General features: G+C 57.2%; 15 protein-coding genes. 2 read left to right on the top strand and 13 right to left on the bottom strand.

The window, feature by feature from the left end:
- Window positions 1-122: 122 nt before the first annotated feature.
- Together AFL22_RS14350 and AFL22_RS14345 are read left to right on the top strand one after the other, a co-directional pair.
- A complete protein-coding gene (locus tag AFL22_RS14350; RefSeq protein ID WP_010257519.1) occupies window positions 123-1,136 on the top strand; it encodes a M4 family metallopeptidase in 1,014 nt (337 codons plus the stop codon).
- Complete coding sequence (locus AFL22_RS14345) at window positions 1,133-1,465, top strand: protealysin inhibitor emfourin (RefSeq protein WP_010671321.1); 333 nt, start codon at window positions 1,133-1,135, stop codon at window positions 1,463-1,465. The genes AFL22_RS14350 and AFL22_RS14345 overlap by 4 nt, the downstream gene beginning before the upstream one ends.
- 45 nt (window positions 1,466-1,510) lie before the next feature.
- On the opposite strand, the gene AFL22_RS14340 is transcribed toward AFL22_RS14345, so the two are convergent.
- The 13 genes from AFL22_RS14340 to AFL22_RS14280 form a co-directional block, all read right to left on the bottom strand.
- Window positions 1,511-3,952, bottom strand: coding sequence for a glucose/quinate/shikimate family membrane-bound PQQ-dependent dehydrogenase (locus tag AFL22_RS14340; protein ID WP_052271660.1), 2,442 nt, complete (start codon window positions 3,950-3,952; stop codon window positions 1,511-1,513).
- A 313-nt stretch (window positions 3,953-4,265) separates the two neighbouring features.
- Window positions 4,266-4,487, bottom strand: a complete 222-nt coding sequence (locus tag AFL22_RS23490) for a zinc ribbon domain-containing protein (protein ID WP_010257531.1) — start codon at window positions 4,485-4,487, stop codon at window positions 4,266-4,268.
- A gap of 62 nt (window positions 4,488-4,549) precedes the next feature.
- Window positions 4,550-6,040 carry a ribosome biogenesis GTPase Der gene (gene der, locus AFL22_RS14330; RefSeq protein WP_010257536.1) on the bottom strand — a complete coding sequence of 497 codons (1,491 nt, stop codon included), beginning with the start codon at window positions 6,038-6,040 and terminating at the stop codon, window positions 4,550-4,552.
- Between the two features lie 174 nt (window positions 6,041-6,214).
- Window positions 6,215-7,396: an outer membrane protein assembly factor BamB gene (bamB, locus tag AFL22_RS14325; RefSeq protein ID WP_010257539.1), complete on the bottom strand. Its 1,182-nt coding sequence runs from the start codon at window positions 7,394-7,396 to the stop codon at window positions 6,215-6,217.
- A gap of 19 nt (window positions 7,397-7,415) precedes the next feature.
- Entirely contained in the window at window positions 7,416-8,033 is a 618-nt protein-coding gene (locus AFL22_RS14320) for a YfgM family protein (RefSeq protein ID WP_010257542.1), read from the bottom strand.
- Window positions 8,034-8,072: 39 nt separating this feature from the next.
- On the bottom strand, window positions 8,073-9,347 hold the full coding sequence (gene hisS, locus AFL22_RS14315; protein WP_010257545.1) for a histidine--tRNA ligase: 1,275 nt from the start codon (window positions 9,345-9,347) through the stop codon (window positions 8,073-8,075).
- 105 nt (window positions 9,348-9,452) lie between these two features.
- Window positions 9,453-10,574, bottom strand: coding sequence for a flavodoxin-dependent (E)-4-hydroxy-3-methylbut-2-enyl-diphosphate synthase (gene ispG / locus AFL22_RS14310; protein ID WP_003848692.1), 1,122 nt, complete (start codon window positions 10,572-10,574; stop codon window positions 9,453-9,455).
- A gap of 37 nt (window positions 10,575-10,611) precedes the next feature.
- Complete coding sequence (gene rodZ / locus AFL22_RS14305) at window positions 10,612-11,631, bottom strand: cytoskeleton protein RodZ (RefSeq protein WP_052271659.1); 1,020 nt, start codon at window positions 11,629-11,631, stop codon at window positions 10,612-10,614.
- Window positions 11,621-12,355 (bottom strand): type IV pilus biogenesis/stability protein PilW, encoded by a 735-nt coding sequence (gene pilW, locus AFL22_RS14300; protein WP_031292207.1) that lies wholly within the window; start codon window positions 12,353-12,355, stop codon window positions 11,621-11,623. Before pilW ends, rodZ begins: the two co-directional genes overlap by 11 nt.
- 80 nt (window positions 12,356-12,435) lie before the next feature.
- Window positions 12,436-13,605: a bifunctional tRNA (adenosine(37)-C2)-methyltransferase TrmG/ribosomal RNA large subunit methyltransferase RlmN gene (locus tag AFL22_RS14295; RefSeq protein WP_052271658.1), complete on the bottom strand. Its 1,170-nt coding sequence runs from the start codon at window positions 13,603-13,605 to the stop codon at window positions 12,436-12,438.
- A gap of 187 nt (window positions 13,606-13,792) precedes the next feature.
- Complete coding sequence (gene ndk / locus AFL22_RS14290; protein WP_003848684.1) at window positions 13,793-14,224, bottom strand: nucleoside-diphosphate kinase; 432 nt, start codon at window positions 14,222-14,224, stop codon at window positions 13,793-13,795.
- Between the two features lie 175 nt (window positions 14,225-14,399).
- The gene (gene pbpC, locus AFL22_RS14285; RefSeq protein ID WP_052271657.1) at window positions 14,400-16,739 is read right to left on the bottom strand and encodes a peptidoglycan glycosyltransferase PbpC; all 2,340 of its coding nucleotides are present in this window, start codon (window positions 16,737-16,739) and stop codon (window positions 14,400-14,402) included.
- Window positions 16,740-21,635, bottom strand: coding sequence for an alpha-2-macroglobulin (locus AFL22_RS14280; protein WP_052271656.1), 4,896 nt, complete (start codon window positions 21,633-21,635; stop codon window positions 16,740-16,742).
- Window positions 21,636-21,780: the final 145 nt, after the last annotated feature.

Here is a 21,780-nt window from a genome sequence, read left to right as displayed (position 1 = left end):
CGCCACCTGACTCTGCCCGTCAGCTCACACTTTTACACTTAACGCTGGCTTCACTAATGAGGTCTAACCAGCCTGACGGGTCTATACTTTCTGGCACATTCCCTGTCGCCAAGGAGTTTCAGATGGCTTATTGCGTTATTCCTCCCTATATCCTTCGCAAAATCATCGCGCACGGTTCCGGCCACCAGCAGGAGCAGGCGCGTCGCACCCTGACACACGTCCAGCACCTGATGGCGGAACACTGGCAAAAGCAGCCGGTGGCAAAAACCGCGGCAGGCGGCCACGTGGATCGTGAAATTTATGATGCGCAAAGTCAGCAGACCCTGCCAGGTAAGCTGATTCGTCAGGAGGGCCAGCCCGGCAATGACGACGTGGCGGCTGAGGAAGCCTGGAACTATCTTGGCGTAACCTATGACTTCTTCTGGCAGGCTTATCAGCGTAATTCGCTGGATAATCAGGGGCTGAAATTGCTCGGTACCGTGCACTACGGTGACAAATACCAGAACGCCTTCTGGAACGGTCAGCAAATGGTATTTGGTGATGGTGACGGCGAAATCTTTAATCGCTTCACCATTGCGATTGACGTTGTGGCGCACGAACTGGCGCATGGCGTGACGGAAAATGAAGCCGGCTTGATCTACTTCGAGCAGGCTGGTGCACTGAACGAGTCGCTGTCAGATGTGTTTGGCTCGCTGGTGAAACAGTTCAGTAAAAAACAGCGCGCCGATGAGGCGGACTGGATTATCGGCGAAGGCCTGCTGGCAAGCGGCATCAATGGGCGTGGTCTGCGATCGATGTCTGAACCTGGCTCGGCCTATGATGACCCGATGCTGGGCAAAGATCCGCAACCGGCACACATGGATCACTACGTGAAAACACGCGAAGATAATGGCGGGGTTCATATCAACTCCGGCATCCCTAACCGGGCTTTTTATCTGGCAGCAACAGCGCTGGGTGGTTATGCGTGGGAACAGGCGGGATATGCCTGGTACGACACGGTGTGTGACGACGAACTGCCACAGGATGCTGACTTTAAGACCTTTGCCCGCTTCACCGTTCAGCATGGTAAAAAACGGTTCAACGAATCGGTCGGCAGTGCCATTGAACAGGCGTGGAAGGAGGTTGGCGTGCTATGAGTGACCTGCCCGAACTCACTGATGACGCCACCATCATCGTCGCGCGTGAAGGCGGCATGGCCTTTATTCCGGGGCTACGCGCCGAACGACGCTTTATGCTGGGCGATCTGCCGCCGCCAGAAAGAGAGCGCGTCTGCCATGCGCTGCAGCAGGCGATGCCGCTGGGCGAACCGGAGGAGAAAGCCGCGCAGGTGGGCAGTGGCGACCAGCGCTATTTTCGCATCCAGATTCAGTATGCAACCCACCGCGAGGTCGGGACGATAGTACTGTTGATTCCGGAACAGGTGGCGCCACCTGAGTTGCAGGCGCTGTGGCGCGACGGTAAATAAGCAAAAAAAAGGGCCGACAATGTCGGCCCTTTTCCTTAAGCGTTGTTACTTGCTGTCTGGCAGCGCGTAAGCAATCACATAATCACCACGGTCCGGTGACTGACGTGCGCCACCTGCCGAGATCAGGATGTACTGCTTTCCATCTTTCGGTGAGACGTAGCTCATCGGGCCACCCTGACTGCCCACCGGCAGACGTGCTTTCCACACCTCTTTACCGGTTGAAGAATCAAAGGCGCGCAGATAGTAATCCTGCGTACCCGCGATGAACACCAGGCCGCCCTGCGTGGCCAGCGTACCGCCCAGCGTTGGCATGCCAACCGGCATTTTCACGCGCATCTTGATACCGAATGGTCCGGTATCCTGCACCGTGCCGACCGGCACCTGCCAGACGATTTTCTGCGTTTTCATGTCAATCGCCGACAGCGTACCAAATGGCGGTTTCTGACATGGGATACCCAGCGGTGACATAAAGCGATTTTTATTCACAGCATATGGCGTGCCTTTCAGCGGAACGGCACCCATACCGGTGTTGATCGCTTCGCCGCCGTTGCTGCCACGCGCAATATTGCTGGTATCAGCCGGGATCATCTGAACCCACAAACCCAGACGCATATCATTGACGAACAACAGGTGGTTGTTCGGATCGACCGACATGCTGCCCCAGTTCATACCGCCCAGCGAACCCGGGAAGCTCAGAGACTTGTCGGTGTCCGGCACGGTGAACAGGCCGTCATAGCGCATGGATTTGAAGCCAATGCGGCAGGCCAGCTGATCAAACGGCGTGGCACCCCACATGTCAGACTCTTTCAGCGTCTGGTTGCCAATCTGCGGCATCCCGGTCGAGTGTGGCTGCGTTTTGGTGTACTGCTCGTTCGGGATATGACCCTGCGGCATCGGCAGTTCTTCGACTTTGGTCAGCGGCTTGCCGGTCATACGGTCAAGCACGAAGATCATGCCGGTTTTGCCGCCAATCACTACCGCTGGTGTGGTAGTGCCATCTTTTTGCGGGAAATCGATCAGGCTTGGCTGCATCGGCAGGTCAAAGTCCCACAGATCGTTATGCACGGTCTGATAGACCCACTTCTCTTTACCGGTCGTGGCATCCAGCGCCAGAACCGATGCGCCATATTTGTGATCCAGCTCAGTACGGTTCGCACCCCAGAGGTCAACCGACGAACTGCCCATTGGAATGAACACGGTGTTCATTGCCGGGTCGTAAGACATCGGTGCCCATGAGTTCGGCGTACTGCGGGTATAATCTTTACCCGGCATCAATATCGCATTCGGGTCAACATTGCCTGGGTCAAACGCCCAGCGCATCTGGCCGGTGATAACGTCAAAGCCACGCAACACGCCACCCGGCATATCCGTCTGTACGTTATCCGCTACGCGACCGCCGACCACCACAGTGGTGCCAGCCAGGGTTGGCGCTGAGGTCAGCTGATATTGCGGATCCGGTGCCTTGCCCATGCCCGCTTTGAGATCAACGATGCCGTGATCGCCAAAGTTTTCACAGAACTCACCGTTGTCAGCATTGATCGCAATCAGACGCGCGTCGATGGTGTTCATCAGAATACGACGCTGACAGCTGTCACCGGCTGGCAACACTGCGGCAGTCACAGGTGAAGACCCCGGCTTATCTGGCTGCTGCAGCGGTTTCGTGGCGTCAAAGTAAGCCAGACCACGGCAGCGTGGCCAGACTTCCGCTTTGGCATTGATTTCACGTTTCCAGATCTGCTTACCGCTGTTGGCTTCAACGGCGATGACGTTGTTGTGCGGTGTGCAGAGATAAAGGGTATTGCCAATCTGCAACGGTGTCTGCTGATCTTCTGCGCCGTTGCCGGTCGGGCTGACAGGGGTATCACCGGTGCGGAAAGTCCAGGCCACCTTCAGATCTTTCACGTTGTCGCGGGTGATTTGATCCAGCGCCACAAAGCGGCTGCCCTGCGGAGTATTACCGTAGTTATCCCAGTCTTTCTGCTGTTTCGCTTTATCTACCGGGATCAGCGGCAGCTCTTCGCCCGTGCCTGCAACGGTAGGATGTGGCTGGAACATCTGCACCAGCGTAACAACCATGCCTGCCGCCAGCAGCGCAGAGAACGCATAAGAGGGTTTTGCCAGTGAGTGCTTACCTTCATGCTTACGCAGTGAAGGCCAGATCAGGAAGGCAAGCAGCATCAGTCCGGCAGGCACCATCAGGCGTGATACCAGCGGCCAGAACTCCAGGCCCGCGTCGAATAGCGACCAGATCAGGGTGCCGACAAAGACCAGCAGGAACAGAACCACTGCCGAGGATTTGCGACGGAAGAACTGAATTGCGGAGAGTACAGTGACGATCCCCGCAATTAAAAAGTACCCGCTGCCACCAAGTGCAACCAGTTTGCCGCCGCCAATTGCAAAAAACAGACCGGTGGCAAGCAGCACCAGTCCGAGCAGCACGGATGCTATTCCCAGCCCCTTTCCGGAGCGGGAGGATGTTTCAGCCATAATACTTACTCTCCTGAATAAACAGAGCGCCCGGACAGATGGCCTTCCGGACTCCGGCGCGTTAAGTCAGTCCGCGCCGGGCACCGCTCGGTTTCAAATCGAATATAAACAGACCCGCGTCCGTGAGATCGATGGGCCGGAAGAACACGGATGTGGCTGGCCCCTCCCACGACGCGGCAGGATTGTACCACCTGGTACATTACAGAGTGAACATCTACAACCCATTTGTTACGGCGCAATAGCATTTTTGCTACAAAATGAGCCAATCGTTGCTCTGAATTCTCAGACGTTTAAAGCGTAGCTGAAAGCGGCGTCAGTGACCTGGCGGCTGGAAAAGGACGCGCTTGCGGGAGATAAGGCCATGTCCGTTCCGGCAAAAATAGTCCACCGCGCCGCAGGCTTTGAGCACCTCAAGCGGCTGATGACACGCCGGACAGCAGGGTTGTGCGGGGTAATGCGTACCGCAGGTATTACAGATAAATTCACCGTCACTGAGCGACAGCGGTTGCTGACATTTTTCGCAAATAATAGTCACTATTTTCTCCCTGCTCCGGTTTATTCAGAGCAAAAAAAAGAGGGCCAGATGGCCCTCTATTCTTAACGCTTGTTCTTTTTCATATGCGCCAGCAGACGCTTACGTTTACGCTGCTGCGTTGGTGTCAGCAGGTTACGTTTGCCTTCGTAAGGGTTATCACCCTCTTTGAACTGAATACGAATTGGCGTTCCCATCACGTTGAGTGATTTACGGAAATAGTTCATCAGGTAGCGTTTGTAAGAATCTGGCAGATCCTTAACCTGATTACCGTGGATTACCACGATAGGCGGGTTATAACCCCCCGCGTGCGCGTATTTGAGCTTAACGCGACGACTGCGTACCAGCGGTGGCTGGTGATCGTCTGCCGCCATGTTCATGATACGGGTCAGCAGCGAGGTGTTTACACGCTTCGTCGAACAGTCATAGGCTTCAGTGATCGACTCAAACAGATTGCCGACGCCGCTGCCGTGCAGCGCAGAGATAAAGTGAATGCGGGCGAAATCGATAAAGCCCAGACGGTAGTCCAGTGTCTCTTTCACTTCATCACGCACTTCCTGCGACAGGCCATCCCATTTGTTGACCACAATCACCAGCGAACGACCACTGTTGAGAATGAAGCCAAGCAGCGACAGATCCTGATCGGAAATACCGGCATGGGCATCAATCACCAGCATCACCACGTTGGCATCTTCAATCGCCTGCAGCGTCTTGATCACCGAGAATTTCTCTACGGTGTCAGAGATTTTGGCACGCTTACGCACGCCCGCCGTATCGATCAGAACGTATTCACGTCCATCACGCTCCATCGGAATATAGATGCTGTCGCGGGTGGTGCCCGGCATATCGTAGACCACCACGCGGTCTTCACCGAGAATACGGTTGGTAAGCGTTGACTTACCTACGTTAGGACGGCCAACAATCGCCAGTTTGATCGGCAGGCCCGTCGGGTCGAAGTTTTCTTCTTCCTCGGCGGCTTCCTGCTCAGCAATCTCGTCAGCTTCAAGCGCAGCCCAGTACGCCTGGTTCTCTTCTTCTTCCGTGAGCTCGACCGTCTCAACTTTGTCCATCCATGGCAGCAGTGCCTCTTCTATCAGGCTGCTCACACCACGACCATGCGATGCCGCAATGGCGTGGATCTCGCCCAGGCCCAGTGAATAGAAGTCCACAACCGCCTGATCAGGATCCATCCCGTCAGTTTTGTTGGCCACCAGAAAAGTCGCTTTCTGGCGGGAACGGAGATGCTTAGCGATTTGCTGATCGGCGGCCATCATGCCCGCACGCGCATCGACCATAAACAGCACGACATCCGCTTCTTCAATCGCCAGCAGTGACTGCTCGGCCATCCGCGTTTCAACACCCTCTTCGGTGCCGTCGATACCACCGGTATCAATAACAATAAATTCGCGCCCTTCCACTTCGGCGCGACCATATTTGCGATCGCGAGTCAGTCCAGGAAAATCCGCTACCAGCGCATCACGTGTGCGGGTTAAGCGGTTAAATAGCGTAGATTTTCCCACATTGGGACGCCCAACCAGCGCGACCACAGGTACCATAACAAAATGCCTCAATAAATAATTAATCGCCCGAATGGCGTGATTATAACGGCTCTGGCCGTCAAGTTCAGGCTTAAGGCGCAAAGAATACCATGCCTGACTAAAAACGAAACGGCCCCTGATTAAATCAGGAGCCGTCGGAACGGAGGATTTCACCTGCCAGACGTGTACCCGTTAACGGGTAATCGCATAAACCTCACCATCTTTCGACTGGATCAGCAGCTTATCGCTGGCGACCACCGGCTCGGTCTGGAAGCCTGAGCTATCCAGTTCCTGCTGCGCAACAAAACGACCATCCGTGGTGTTCAGCCAGTGCAGATAACCTTCGCTGTCGCCGACAACCAGATAGCCGTTGTAGAGCACCGGCGAAGTCAGGTTGCGATGCAGCAGATCGCTTTGACGCCAGATGGCGACACCGCCGTCAGCGTTGAGCGCAATCACACGATCGTCCTGATCGACCAGATAAATGCGGCCGGCATCTACAATCAGATCTTTCACACCGCCAATTTCGCGTTTCCACAAAATCTGGCCGGAACGCAGATCCAGTGCTGTCAGATTGCCGTTATACGCCAGCGCGTAAACCACGCCATTGACGATAACCGGTGTGGTATCGACATCGTTAAGACGATCGATCTCAGTGGCACCGCTGACCTGGGAAATACGCTGCTGCCAGACCAGTTGTCCCTGGTTCAGCACCACGGCACTGACACGACCATTGTCGCCACCGACAATCGCGCCACCAAAAGCGACAGCCGGAGCAGATTCACCGCGCAGAGACAACGCTGGCATATCCAGGTTGACGCTCCACTTCACGGCACCGCTGCTCTGATCCAGGCCCTGCAACATGCCGTTGCTGGTATGAACCAGCACCAGACCATCGCTGACTACCGGACGTGACAGTGCTTCGCCGGCGACTTTCGTCTGCCACGCCAGGCTACCATCACTGCTGTTGAGGGCATAAACCTGGCCGCGCTCGCTGCCAACATAGACCCGATCGCCATCAGCCGTCAGGCCACCTGATAACATGGCTGAGCGATTTTTCGAGAAGAAGCCGGTTTTCTCAGAGAGATCGACTTTCCATTTTTCTTTACCGTCTGCGGCATCGAGCGCTTTGACGATACCAAAGCGGTCGGCAGCATAAACCGTATTATCCTGCCAGGCAGGATGCAGATTTGAGTAGAAATCACCGACACCATCGCCTACCGAGGTGCTCCACACTTTCTGTGGCGTGAACTGATTTTCCACCTTCGGCAACGGGGCCATTTTTACTACATCTTCTTCGCCGCTAAACAGCGAACAACCGCTGAGCAAAGTGACTGAAATCAGTCCCGGCAGCAGGTATTTACGTAATTCCATGCGCTCTCTCTTGACTGGCTTAGCTTAAGTTATTCATCTTCATCTGCATCATTTGCTTCAATGCCGGAGAGGCGTCAGATTCAACCCCTTTACTCCAGGCATCGCGCGCGCCCTGCTTGTCGCCTTTGGTCAGCAGCGCTTCGCCGCGAATATCGGCCACAATGGCTGTCCAGCCATCACCCTTCACACCGTCAAGGGTTTTAAGCGCCGCATCCGCTTGATTCTGTTGCAGTTGAATGCGTGCCAGGCGCAGGTTAATCACCGCCTGCAGATTGGCATCTTTGGTATCTTTCAGTCCGTTTTGCAGCAGCGTCGCGGCTTTATCAAGCTGACCGGCGTCAACATACTGCTTCGCCAGATCCATCGCAGCCAGCGCACCATAGGTGTTGCTGTTTTCACTGGCAAAACGGTTTACCGCTTCCAGCGTCTCCGGTTTGCCCGCCTGCATGGCGCTGGTGAGCTGCTGATACTGCGCTGATACTGTCTTCGCCGTATCGTCCTGATGACTGCTCCAGTAACGCCAGCCGCCCAGCGCAGCAATGCCGATCACCACGCCAATAGCTAACGCTTTGCCATTGTTGGCAAAAAAGTTGCGCAGCGCGTCGGTCTGCTCGTTCTCATTGCTATACACTTCCACGCAATCCCTCTCCTTTCTATGGTTGGTGCTGTGTCACGCTTACTGTAACAGCGAGCGCAAGACAGCAGCAGCCTCTGCCTGATCCAGCGTTTGCTGCTCGCCACGGCGCAGATCTTTAATCACGACCTGACCGGCTTTGACCTCGTCCTCGCCTAACACCAGTGCGACGCGAGCGCCCCACTTGTCAGCACGGGCAAACTGTTTCTTGAAGTTGCCGCCGCCAAAGTTGGTCATCAGCCTCAGTTCTGGCGCTTCATCACGCAATTTTTCAGCCAGCTGCATTGCTGCAGACTGCACGCCCTGACCTGAAGCGATAACATAGACATCCACATTGCTCGTCGGTTCAAATTCAGGATTAACCGCCTGAACCAGCAGCACCAGACGCTCCATGCCCATGGCAAAGCCAACGGCAGGTGTTGCGCGGCCACCGAGCTGCTCAACCAGGCCATCATAGCGACCGCCACCACATACCGTGCCCTGTGAACCCAGGCTATCGGTGACCCACTCAATCACGGTGCGATTGTAATAATCAAGACCGCGTACCAGACGCTGATTGACGGTGTAGCTGATCCCGGCGTCATCCAGCAGGGCACACAGGCCGCTGAAATGTTCACGTGATTCGTCATCAAGATAGTCGCCAAGCTGTGGCGCATCATTCAGTAACTGCTGAATATCGGGATTTTTAGTGTCGAGAACGCGCATCGGATTGGTGTACATGCGGCGTTTACAATCCTCATCCAGCACCTCTTTATGCTGTTCAAGGAAGGCGACCAGCGCGTCGCGGTAATGCGCGCGTGCTTCCAGCGAACCGATAGAGTTGAGTTCCAGACGAACGTGCTCAGAGATACCCAGGGCTTTCCACCAGCGGGCGTTCAGCATGATCAGTTCAGCATCGATGTCCGGTCCCTGCAGACCAAACACTTCCACGCCAATCTGGTAGAACTGACGATAGCGGCCTTTCTGCGGACGCTCATAGCGGAACATCGGGCCCATATACCACAGGCGCTGCTCCTGGTTGTAGAGTAAACCGTGTTCAATACCGGCTCGCACGCAACCTGCAGTGCCTTCCGGACGCAGCGTCAGGCTTTCACCGTTGCGGTCTTCGAAGGTATACATCTCTTTTTCAACCACGTCGGTGACTTCACCGATGGCGCGTTTAAACAGTGGGGTTTGTTCCACCAGCGGTAAGCGAATTTCGCTGTAACCGTAGCTCGCCAGCGTCTGCTTGAGAACGCCTTCAATCCGTTGCCAGAGGGCGGTATCCGCAGGCAGGTAGTCGTTCATCCCGCGAATCGCCTGAATATTCTTCGCCACGTTAGAATCTCTTAATGCAAAAAAACCTGTCCGGCATCATACCTTATGAGGATGAAACCGCACAGGTTCAGTCAAAAAAGTCACGCACGCAAACCGCGTACGCCATTATTTTTCCAGATGCTGCACATCAATACGGCGACTGGCATCCAGCATCGACGCTTTAGCACGAATGCGCGCTTCCAGCTGATCGATCATGTCATTGTTGTCGAGACGATCGCGCTGACGCACACCATCCTCGTAGAAACCACTCTTCTTGCTGCCGCCGGTCACGCCCAGCGTAGAGAGAGTCGCCTCGCCGGGTCCGTTGACCACGCAGCCGATAATGGAGACATCCATCGGGGTGATGAGGTCTTCCAGACGCTGCTCCAGCGCGTTGACCGTGCCGATAACGTCGAACTCCTGACGTGAGCAGGTCGGACAGGCGATGAAGTTGATGCCACGAGAGCGGATACGCAGTGACTTCAGGATATCGAAACCGACTTTGACTTCTTCTACCGGATCGGCGGCCAGCGAGATACGCAGCGTATCGCCGATCCCTTCTGACAGCAGCAGACCCAGGCCAATCGCCGATTTCACTGCGCCAGCCCGCGCGCCGCCCGCTTCGGTGATACCGAGATGCAGTGGCTGTTCAATCTGTTTCGCCAGCAGACGATAAGATTCAACCGCGAGGAAAACGTCAGAGGCTTTAACGCTGACTTTGAATTGATCGAAGTTAAGACGATCGAGATGATCGACATGGCGCATGGCAGATTCCAGCAACGCCTGCGGCGTCGGCTCGCCATACTTTTCCTGCAGATCTTTCTCCAGCGAACCGGCGTTCACGCCGATTCGAATCGGAATATTGTTGTCGCGCGCGCAGTCGACCACCATACGGATGCGCTCATTGTTCCCGATATTACCGGGATTGATGCGCAGGCAGTCGACGCCATACTCGGCGACTTTCAGGGCGATGCGGTAGTCAAAATGAATATCTGCAACCAGCGGGACGTTTACCTGCTGTTTGATCAGCCTGAATGCTTCTGCGGCATCCATGGTAGGCACCGAGATACGAACGATGTCGACACCGACTCGCTCAAGGGCTTTGATCTGATTTACCGTCGCCTCCACGTCAGTGGTGCGGGTGTTGGTCATCGACTGGACAGCGATGGGTGCGCCGTCACCGACCGGCACCTTGCCGACGTAAATGCGTTTGGATTTACGACGGATAATGGGTGCTTCGTTATGCATATTTCTTCTCCACAATTGCCCGGTACGCGATACGCTGTTATTGCGCACCCAACGTCAGGCGAGCAACCTGGTTATTACGGATAAAACGACTTAAATCAACGGGCTGATTCTGATATTGCACCTGAACAGCGGAAGGCGCGCCAATTTTCAGACGATACGGAGGCGTTCCTGCGAGGCTGAGTTTACCACCACTGCGCTGAATGCCGCTGAACAGTTTTTTGCCGGTGGCATCGCTCACTTCCAGCCAGCAGTCGGCGTTAAAGGTCATCACCACCGCATTAGGGTCAGCAGCCGGTTCACTGACCGCCGCTGCACCTACTGGCATCTGAGGTGCCGTGCTGGTATTGGTATTCGTGTTCGCGGCCGCAGGTGCAGCCGCTGAGTTGTCCACGGGCGCCTGGCTCGGCGAAACCACGGCATTGCTGGTAGTATCCGGCTGTGCGGTGGTCGCGCTATTGCTGCCAGTGGCGGCCGGAGCCGCACTCGCTGGCGCACTGGCTGCGCTGTTGTCACTGGTGGTATTGCTTTCGTCAGGCGCGGCAGGTGCCGCGCTGTCACCACTGGATTCACCCAGCGGAATCGACTGGCCGCTATCACCGCTGCTGCTGTTCTGATCGGTCATCGGCACCAGATCATCCTGTGACTCTTTATGATTCTGCCACCACCAGGCACCGGTCAGACCCACCACCACAAACACCACCAGCCAGGTGAAAATCATCAACCAGCCGTCGCGTTTCTTGCGGCGTTTGCCCAGCGAGAAACTTTGCATCGGCTCGATCTTTGAAGCCCGAATCGGTGTCTGTTTCGCCATCATCGGCAGCAGTTCCTCTTCAGGAATGTGCACCAGACGCGCGTAGGAGCGAATGTATCCGCGCAGGAACGTGGAGGCCAGATCGGCAGGCGATTTGTCTTCCTCGATATCACGCACGGTAGAAAGTTTCAGGCACAGGCGTTCAGCGACGTTCTGTTGCGTCAGCCCCATCTGCTCACGGGCCAGACGCAGGCGTTCACCTGTTGAATGTAATGCAGAGTTTTCTTGAGTGGCTTCAGTATTCATTAGCTAAATAACGCTGGTACTGTATCGATTGCGGAAAACGTCGCGCTAACTGGTCGCCATAACGTGAAACGTCAGCGGCATCTCCCTGTAGCGCGGCGAAACGTAAGTGTAACGCCAGACTTCGTGCCGTTGCGGGCAGCTGTTGCTGGTAAATATCAAGCAAAACCTGCACCTTCGCCAGATGGTTATCTGCCAACTGCTTTTCAGCTTCCGACAGCAGCGAATCAGCTTTGCGTCTGTCAGCCTCAATGGCCTGGCGTAGTGTCCTGCGGGCAGCGGCAATATCGCCAGCCTGCAGATAACAAAACCCTGCCAGTTCAAGCGCGTCATTGCGTGCATCAAACTGCGGTGCTGCGCTTGCCCGACTAAACTGTTGATGCGCTTCGCCATACTGCCTTAAAGCGCAGAGAAACGCACCGTAATTGTTAGCAACAAAACCATTATCCGGGGCCTGCTGCTGTGCCAGTATAAACCGTGCCTGCGCCGCTGTCTGATTACCCTGCTTCTGCGCCAGTCGAGCCAGCGCAAGCGAGACCCGGTAATCCTCTGGCGCGGCGGCCTGTGCCCGCAGAAAGTTTCGCTCAGCTGCGGCATAGTCGCCACCCGCCAGATAGTGCATCCCTAACTGCAGACGCACCTCTTCTGCTCCGGGTTCGTGATGCTGGCTGACACACCCGCTTACAACAAACAGCGCCAGTAAAACTGCAGGTAATCCGTTACGCATAATCGTTTCCATCCGGTTGACGTTGACAGGCTGCAGCCTGCCACGCGTCATCACTTCAGGAAACGCTCTGAGTCACTCTTCTAGAGAGCCTTCACAGAGATGGCTTCACCCGCCATTTTTTTACGCATCGTACGCTTGGTACGGTCGATCACCTCACCGGCTAACTGACCACAGGCGGCATCGATATCGTCGCCACGGGTTTTACGCACGATGGTCGTAAAACCATAGTCCATCAGGACTTTGGAGAAACGATCGATGCGGCTATTGGAGCTACGGCCATAAGGCGCGCCCGGGAAGGGGTTCCAGGGGATCAGGTTGATTTTACACGGTGTTTCTTTCAGTAATGCGGCGAGTTCATGCGCATCATCTGTGCTGTCATTGACGTGATCCAGCAACACATACTCAATGGTCACGCGTCCCTGATTGGCGTTGGATTTGCCAATGTAGCGTTTCACCGCCGCCAGGAAGGTTTCGATATTGTACTTTTTGTTGATCGGGACAATATCATCACGCAACTTATCGTTAGGCGCGTGCAGGGAAATCGCCAGCGCGACGTCGATCATATCGCCCAGTTTATCCAGCGCGGGCACCACACCCGAGGTAGAGAGGGTCACGCGACGCTTCGACAGACCAAAACCGAAGTCATCCAGCATGATCTCCATCGCCGGGACCACGTTATTGAGGTTGAGCAGCGGCTCGCCCATGCCCATCATCACCACGTTGGTGATAGGACGCTGGCCGGTGATTTTCGCTGCGCCGACAATTTTTGCCGCGCGCCACACCTGACCAATAATTTCTGACACCCGCAGGTTACGGTTAAAGCCCTGCTGTGCGGTCGAACAGAATTTACACTCCAGCGCACAACCCACCTGTGAAGAGACACAGAGCGTGGCGCGGTCCCCTTCCGGGATATAGACCGTTTCCACCAGCTGGTCGCCTACGCGAATGGCCCATTTGATGGTGCCGTCGGTAGAGCGCATCTCTTCTGCCACTTCTGGCGCACGGATCTCCGTCAGCTCTATCAGCCGGTTACGCAGCTTTTTGTTGATGTCGGTCATCTGCTCGAAGTCATCGCAGCAGTAGTGATAAATCCACTTCATGACCTGATCGGCGCGGAAAGGCTTTTCGCCCAGCGACAGGAAGAATTCGCGCATCTGCTGACGGTTGAGATCCAGCAGGTTTATTTTCTGGCTTTTGGGGGAGACGACAATAGGGGATGCTGACGCGGACGTCACAATCTGTTCGGACATAATATTCTCTGGCCTCGTTGTTACACGTTATGGCGCTGTTCAGGGATAGGTGAAAAAAATTGCGCCTTCATTAAGCTGAGTCAATGAAGGCGCAATATTGTACAACATCTGCAGCCTGATAACAGGCGGGAGTGACCTCCCCTACGCAGATTTTTGTAAAGCCGACGTAACGTTTATCGCCAGGCGATTAACGGGTACGTGGGCAGATCTCGTTTTCGCCAAAGAAATAAGCGATTTCGCGGGCAGCGGATTCAGCAGAATCTGAACCGTGCGTGGCGTTTTCGGTGAAGCTGTCAGCGTAGTCAGCACGCAGTGTGCCAGCCAGTGCGTTTGCCGGGTTAGTGGCACCCATCAGGTCACGGTGACGCTGAACGGCATTTTCACCTTCCAGCACGGAAACAACAACCGGGCCAGAGGTCATGAATTCAACCAGACCATCGAAGAATGGCTTGCCCTGGTGCTCAGCGTAAAAACCTTCAGCCTGCTCTTTGCTCAGCTGCAGCATTTTTGCGCCAACGATTTTGAAGCCAGCGCTTTCAAAACGGTTGTAGATAGCACCAATCACATTTTTAGCGACGGCGTTTGGCTTGATGATAGAAAAAGTACGTTCGATTGCCATGATGACCTCTGTCTTGACGTTCTGAAGAAACCGGTGGCGTCCGCCCCGGTTAAGAAACGGCGCCGATTATAGGGGCTGAGTCCGGCATTGCCTATCAGAGATCCCTAATTTGATGAAAATTCTTGATCTGAGTCGAAGCAGACGCGCCATAGTTATGATTTAGCGCAAAAAAGCGTCAGCCCCGGCTGAAGGTGACGGAGACAAGTTGCCCCTCTTCATCCATCACCACCAGCTGATACTCGCCCGGATGATCGAGCTGCAGCGACAGGCTGTCTGCGGCGTTCTGCGTCATCAGAGGCTCACCATTCAGGAACCACCAGCGCTGCGCGCCCTGCCCTCCCTGCACCGCGACCGGCATTGTCAGCGCGCTCCTGCCCGGCAGCGGTCTGACAATTTGCCCCTCAATCACGCCGGTAACGATCAGCGGTGCGCTGCTGCCCTGCTGTAACGGCGGACACCGGGCATCGACAGGGGGCAGACGTTGCGCCCGCCGCTCCTGAGGCGGCAGCCAGGCCTCCAGCGGCAGCGGCCAGACCAGCCGTTCATGGCGGGTAGCGTCGGGGCAGTCTGCTGCGACGCGCAGTCCCTGCGCATTCTGCCAGTAGCCCAGGCGTAATCCGCTGAGGCTCTCCTGACCGGGAGCCAGCAATGTAGGCGGCAGCGTGTCGGCGGCAACCCAGCTTTGCCGCCGCTGGCGACAGTTTTCGTCTCCGGCGGGCAACGGCTGACCGCCAGGCCAGCAAATGGTCGCCACCGTCACCGAGGCCGGCCGCGGATCGCCCGGAACGTCACGTCTGCCGAGGCGACTCATCAGCAGGCTGTTGATCTGATTCATGACGGGCACGGCAGAGGCAAAACCAAACTGCCCGGCAACCGGCGTCGCATCCGGTCTTCCGACCCAGACGCCAATCAGATAACGGGGATTGATCCCCACCGACCAGGCGTCGCGGTAGCCATAACTGGTGCCGGTTTTCCAGGCCAGTGGCACCACATCGGGTACGCTGCCATTGCCCGCGGGCTGCGCTTCCCCGGCCAGGATACGCCGGATGATCCACGCCGACTCAGGCGAAAGCAGCGGCCGCTGCTGTAAAGGTTGATCGGGCATCCAGCGCAGCTGGCCGGCGTTGCCGTGGCGGGCAAAGGCGCTGTAGGCAGCCACGATCTCATCCATGCGCGCTCCGGTGCCGCCGAGAATCAGGGAAAGATTAGGTTCAGCGCCGGGGGGAAAACGTAAGTTGAGACCGACATTGCGCAGGCGCGCTGCAACGTTTTTCGGTCCCAGCGCCTCCAGAAGCTGCACCGCAGGCAGATTCAGCGACCGCACCAGTGCGTCACTGGCGCTGACCGGCCCGTGAAATCCGGTATCGAAGTTGCCTGGCCGGTAATCACCAAAGCGACGCGGCACATCCTGCAGCAGTGATTCAGCATGTATCAGCCCCTCATCCAGCGCCATGCCGTAAATAAAGGGTTTTAACACCGAGCCTGGCGAACGCATGCTGGCGATCATATCCACATGGCCAAAACGGCTGTCATCGGTAAAGTCAGCCGAGCCGACGTAGCCGCGAACCGCCATAGTGGTGTGATCCACCACCAGCATCGCCAGCGAGGTTCGTGGTGGAAGCTGATTTTTAACATTCAGCGCCAGACTTTCCAGTTCGCGCTGCAGTGAGGGGTCAAGCGTAGAGACAATCTTATCGCTGTGGCTGATCGACAGCAGCCGCCGGGCCAGCAGCGGCGCCATCTGTGGCATCTGGCGCGGCGGCAGCCATACCGGCTCCTGACGGATTTCCGCCACCTGTTCAGCGGACCAGATGCGGTATTCCGCCAGCCGATCCAGCACTTTGTTGCGTGCGGCTTCTGCCCGCTCAGGCCAGCGATCGGGTCGCAGACGGCTGGGTGCCTGCGGCAAAACGGCCAGCAGCGCCGCCTCGCCCGGCGTCAGCTGTGACGGGGCTTTTCCCAGCCAGCTCCAGCTGGCCGCGCCCACCCCTTCCAGCGTGCCGCCAAAGGGCGCACGGTTAAGGTAGAGCGTCAGGATGTCTCGTTTGGAAAGATGCCACTCCAGCTGCAGCGCCCGCCACGCCTGAATCAGCTTGCCGCGCAGCGTTCGGGGTTGCGGGTCGATAAGGCGTGCCACCTGCATGGTCAGCGTGCTGCCTCCGGAAATCACGCTCTGATGGCGCAGATCCTGCCAGGCGGCGCGCAGCAGAGCCAGGGGATTGATGCCGGGGTGATACCAGAACCAACGATCTTCGTAGGTCAGCAGCGCCTGCAGATAGGCCGGAGCCACCTCCTCTGGCGTGACCGGATAGCGCCAGATCCCCTTGCTGTCAGCAAAGCGCCACAATGGTGTACCGTCGCTGGCAACAACCACCCGCGCAGGCTGCACCTGTTTAAGCGGCAACGGGAAAAGCCGATCCAGTCCCCATGTCGCCAGCCACAGCGCCAGAAAAAAAAGCGGCAGCGCGAGCCACCACTTTTTGATGCTGCTGACGTTTACCACGCGTCGCGTCACTTACTGAATATGCAGCTGCGACGGCGTGCTGCCGGTGGCGCGCCACTCCGGCACATACATCGACTCGACCTGCGGTGGTGGCATCAGATAGCGCCCCGGTGTGACCGCCCGCGCCAGGTAGACCAGCGTCGCGGGACGATAAGTATCCACCGCCAGTGCCGCCACAAAGCGATCGTCACGGAACTCAATGTGTCTGATGTCAGCCTGCTGCATGTCACCCATGCTCTCCTTCAGCGCATCCGCACTGTCGCCGAGGCTGGCGCTGCTGTCTGCCAGGTTCTGGTTTTCCAGCTCCAGACCGGCAGGCAGCAGATCCACCACCAGCGCATCGGTGATGCTGCGCTTCGACGAAACGGTCAGACGCACCACCAGCAACTCGCCGCTGCGCAGATTGCTGAGATCGGCGGCTTTGCCATCCAGCGTAAAGTATTCACGCTTTATCCCGAGCACATTGCTCTCCGGCAGTGGCGCGGCCAGCGGATAACCGGTGACATCCAGACGACCATACAGCGGCGCACTGCCCGGATTACTGACGGCTAAGCCCTGCAACAGTCGTTCAGCCCCCAGCCCTTTATTCAGTGGCGCATCGCCCTGCAGAGGCTGTGCATTGCCCGACAGTTGCGCCTGCCAGCTTCCGCCCTGCGCACGCTGCAGCGTATGCGCCGCTAAATAGAGCGCGTTATTCTCCTGAGTCGAGAACCAGCGCTTGCCGTTGACCTCTTTTGACAGCGACAGCAGCAGACTATTCTGTAGATCGGGCTGCAGCTTATTCTCTGCTAACAGGGATATCATCATCCCCTCATCGCGCACCGTGCTGCCATAGTCGCCATACCACTCTTTATCTGAGCGCGCAAGACTGGCACCCTGCATGATCGCAAGCGATGCGCGCTGCCCGTCACCCATCAGCTTCAGCGCCACGCCAAGCTGCATCAGCGCCAGACCGGAGCGGGCCTTCTCACGCTTTTCATACAATGCGCGCAGCGCCCCCAGCGGCGCACGCTGCTGACGCGCCAGCACCAGTCCGGCGTAAGCCTGCACGCTGAACTGCAGCGCGGCGTTGTTATCACTGCCGCCGCCGCTGATCTGCGCGGGATCCTGCAGATAGCGCAGCAGCCGTGCGTTAGCGCGATCAACGATATTATCCGGCAGCGCATAGCCCGCCTCGCTGGCGCGAAGCAGGAAATCGGTCACGTAAGGCGTCAGCCAGAACTCCTCCTCACTCTGCTTGTCCCACAGCCCGAAGCTACCGTTGGCCCGCTGCATGCCCGCCAGACGGGCAATGCCGGTGTCGACGGCGGCCCGGCGCGCCTCATCACTGCTGGTTTTTATCCCCATCGCGGTCAGCTCGGCATGGCTGGTGTAGAGCGACGGCCAGAGGCCGCTGGTGGTCTGTTCCAGACAGCCGTAGGGATAGGCGTAAAGCGCACTGATATAGCTGGCGATATTGAGCGGCGGACGATTGCTCAGCGTCAGCTGTCCACTCAGGGTCTGAGCATCCAGGCCGGTAAACGCGGTTGCCGCGACCTGCCAGGGCTGATCGGAATTGATGACGGCATCGAAATTCAGCGTCCGGGCCGGATAAGGTGGTCTGACGCCGATTTTCCACTGCTGTTTGCTGGGCTTCACCTGCTCGCCCGGCAGGTTCAGACCGGAAATCTGCACGGCGACCTCGCCATCACCAAAACCGGCTTTCGCCGTGACCGGAATCTGAAGTGTGGTACGTGCGCCTTTGGCCAGCGTCACGCTCTGGCTGGCAGCCCCGGCCAGATCCACTAAGCCACTGCTGCTCAGATCCACGTTCAGGGTTTGCGGCAGATCGGTCAGGTTAGTGAGATCCAGCGCCAGTGAGGCTGTATCGCCGCTGGCAAGGAAGCGCGGGGTGGCCAGTTCGCTGATCAGCGGCGCCGCAACCACCAGTTTGCGCTCTGCCGCGCCGAAGCTGTCATCGCTCCAGGCCTGAGTCATCAGCCGCAGTTCGCCGTTAAAGGCCGGGATCGGCAGCGTAATCGATCCGTTGCCCTCTTTATCCAGTGTGACCGCCTGTAACTGCTGCGCCACGATATTGACGTGCGTCACCGGCTTTTTGCCGCCGCGCGTCATCGATTCATCCTCGCCATCACCACCAAAACGCAGCGCCGCGAGCCGGCCACCGCCTTCGATCAGCTGGCCAAAGACGTCGTACTGATCGACGTTGTAGCGTTTACGGCCAAAGAAAGCCTGCCACGGATCGGGGGTTTTATAATCCGTGACGCTCAGAACGCCGCTGTCCACCGCTGACAGCAGTACATTCACTTTTTCTGGCAGCGGACCGCCGTCACGACTGGCGTGGACTTTTACCGTCAGGCGTTGCTCAGGACGGATTTTATCGGGCGCATCCAGCGTCAGATTTAAGCGGCGCGCCTCCGTTGCCATCGGCAGATGCAACAGCCCCACCGCGCGTTTTGGCGTTGCGCCACTGACCTTATCGCCGTCTCGCACCACGATGGCGGTGAAGTAGAGATCGTGACGCTGCCAGCTCTCAGCAACAGGGACATCCACCGTTGTGCCGCCCTTTGGTACGGTCAGTGGCTGCCACCAGAGCGTGCCGCTGCTCGACTCCACCATCAGGTAACCTTTACCGGCCGCCGGTGACTCAACCTGCAGATGCACGGTATCGCCCGGCTGGTAAGCCGCTTTATCCAGCTTCAGTCTGACCTGATCCGGGCGCAATGCACCCGTGCCGTTGGTGTTATCCTGCCAGTCATAACCCGCCTGGAATCGGACGCTGCTGACGATCTTCTCGCCCGCCTGCACTTCCAGCCGGTAGTGGCCCCACTCGACCGGGAAGCTGACTTTGGTGCTGCCATCAGCCGGGACAGAGATGGCGCGTTCATCTTCCTGCAGATCCTTGTCGCTATACTGCGACTGCCAGCCTTCGCTGTCAGAGAAGCTCCAGTAGTAATCATGGCGTTCACGGATCAGGCGAACATCCAGCTTCTCTGCCGCCAGTTTTTTGCCCTGACTGTTGGCATAGACAATGTCGAATTCGGCCAGGCTCTGTTCCGGCACGGTCGGCTCATCGTGATAGCTGTCACTGCGGTAGTCATAAACCGCCTTGTTACCAAACAGCGGCCGGATACCCGGCAGCGCTTCAGCGGGCCAGATGGCCTGGGTGGCACGACGGGTGACCGGACGTCCGCCGGTTTCCAGCAGGCTGGCCTGCAGGATCAGATTGAGCGGAGAGTGGAGCTGATCCCACTGATTTTCTACCGTGAGTTGTGCTTTACCGCTGGCATCGAGCTTGAGATCCACCTCATCCAGCGTCCGCTTTAACCCCTCTTCGGTGATGTCACCAAACTGGTAGCCTGGCAGTGCAGTCACCGCCTCGCGTGCCGGTCGCAGATAGAGTTGACCCTGTAGCGTGTTACCTGCCGCTGGGGCGCCATAGAGATAGCGCCCCTCAATACCGAACTCAACACTGGCATCAGCGGCCTGTGGCTGAGGGTCATTTTTCAGGGTTAACGCCATACGCTCCGGCAGAAAATCTTCGACGTGAAACTTCCACTCTCGCTTGAGGTTATCGCCGGTATTCAGTCGCAACATCCAGTCGCCGGTCATGGCCGATGCGGACAGCGCCAGTCGCTGCTGGTAGAATCCCGCTTCAGGCTGCCAGACAAAAGTCCGCATCACCTGGCCATCGGGCTGCACCAGCTCCGCTTTGATCGGCTGCGCGGGCAAGGGGTGTCCGTCGGCATCGCGAAGCAACGCATTCACGATGACCGTTTCGCCTGGACGATAGATATCGCGCGGACCAAAAACAAACAGCTGTTTGTCATAGCCCTGCGGCCCCGCGACCGGGAATTCAGCGAGATCCAGCGCCGGACGCGCCAGGTCGATCATTGAGGTCTGTTCTCCCTGAATTGCCAGCAGGAGCTTGCCTTTTTCATACGCCTTGAGGCTCAGATGACCGGTGCTGTCACTGGTACCGCTTTGCAGCACCTGCCCCTTCTCATCCAGCAACCTGACGCTGACCCCGGAAAGCGGCTGACCGTCTGCCAGACTCTGGGCGAACAGTTCGAACCGGGTCGGGAAGCGATGCAGTGACAGGCCAATATCGCTGAGGGTGAAAAGCGTGGCGGGCTGGCTGTAGCGATAAGTACCGGCCTGCTTCATCACCGCCAGATAGACGCCCGGCTGCTGAAGTGCGGTAATGTCACGCATCGGCAGCTGCAATTTTTCACGCGTGTTACGCGCCGGGTTGAGCTCAAAGCGTCCGCTATAGACCAGCTGGCTGCTTTTCAGCAGCTCCTGCGACTGCCAGCTTGAGAGGTTGTTGCCGTAATTCCACTGCGAGAGAAATTCCGCCAGGCCGGCATTCTTTATCCGGAAGAAATCGACATCGACCTGGTCAACATTCAGCGCCAGCACCGGCAGTCCCTGCGTGATACGCAGCGGCAGCAGTGAACCGCGACTGGCAAAGCCCACCATCGGCTGGATATCACGGGTGGCGATTTTCTGACTGTAATCGGCGGCAAGCGTCTCTCCGCTGGCCGCGCGCAGTCCCGCATCCACCGTGACGGTGAAGTGACGTGACGGCTCGGGATGGCGGAAGCGCAACGTTTTGCGGTTAGCGGAAAGCTCCCAGCCGCCATCCACCCGGCCCTGTTTATCGTCGGTCAGCCTGACTTTTTGCGCGATATCCTGTTTATCATCAAGCGGCTGACTGAAGGTTAAGACCAGCGCAGCGGCATTATCGATCTGCAGTTCCGAGAGATCGATAATCGTCAGCGGTTTGCTGACCTGGGAGGTTGCGGGTGCTTCTGCCGCCTGGAGAGGCAAAACAGGTAACAGGGTCGCTGACAGCAGCGAACCACCGATCAGCATGCTGAGCAGCAGCCGGGTATTGCGTTTCTTCATGGTAGTTCCTTCACCGGGACGCAGGGAGTGTCGTTTGATTACGCAGCGCAATTTCATATCAATGCTCGCATTTAATCAACGCTTCTCTTGAGATGGTGCGCACATTCCCTGACACTGGTATGACAGATTGCTGAGATGAGGTTGT

It is taken from the genome of Pantoea sp. CFSAN033090, assembly GCF_001264395.1.
Taxonomy (GTDB): Bacteria; Pseudomonadota; Gammaproteobacteria; order Enterobacterales; family Enterobacteriaceae; genus Pantoea; species Pantoea agglomerans.
This window is presented reverse-complemented; position numbering and strand designations above follow the sequence as displayed.

Coding starts and splice junctions, on each gene's coding strand:
- pilW (WP_031292207.1), bottom strand. CDS start 12,355: ATGCGTAACGGATTACCTGCAGTTTTACTGGCGCTGTTTGTTGTAAGC.
- AFL22_RS14350 (WP_010257519.1), top strand. CDS start 123: ATGGCTTATTGCGTTATTCCTCCCTATATCCTTCGCAAAATCATCGCG.
- AFL22_RS14340 (WP_052271660.1), bottom strand. CDS start 3,952: ATGGCTGAAACATCCTCCCGCTCCGGAAAGGGGCTGGGAATAGCATCC.
- AFL22_RS14345 (WP_010671321.1), top strand. CDS start 1,133: ATGAGTGACCTGCCCGAACTCACTGATGACGCCACCATCATCGTCGCG.
- ispG (WP_003848692.1), bottom strand. CDS start 10,574: ATGCATAACGAAGCACCCATTATCCGTCGTAAATCCAAACGCATTTAC.
- bamB (WP_010257539.1), bottom strand. CDS start 7,396: ATGGAATTACGTAAATACCTGCTGCCGGGACTGATTTCAGTCACTTTG.
- AFL22_RS14295 (WP_052271658.1), bottom strand. CDS start 13,605: ATGTCCGAACAGATTGTGACGTCCGCGTCAGCATCCCCTATTGTCGTC.
- ndk (WP_003848684.1), bottom strand. CDS start 14,224: ATGGCAATCGAACGTACTTTTTCTATCATCAAGCCAAACGCCGTCGCT.
- der (WP_010257536.1), bottom strand. CDS start 6,040: ATGGTACCTGTGGTCGCGCTGGTTGGGCGTCCCAATGTGGGAAAATCT.
- rodZ (WP_052271659.1), bottom strand. CDS start 11,631: ATGAATACTGAAGCCACTCAAGAAAACTCTGCATTACATTCAACAGGT.
- AFL22_RS14280 (WP_052271656.1), bottom strand. CDS start 21,635: ATGAAGAAACGCAATACCCGGCTGCTGCTCAGCATGCTGATCGGTGGT.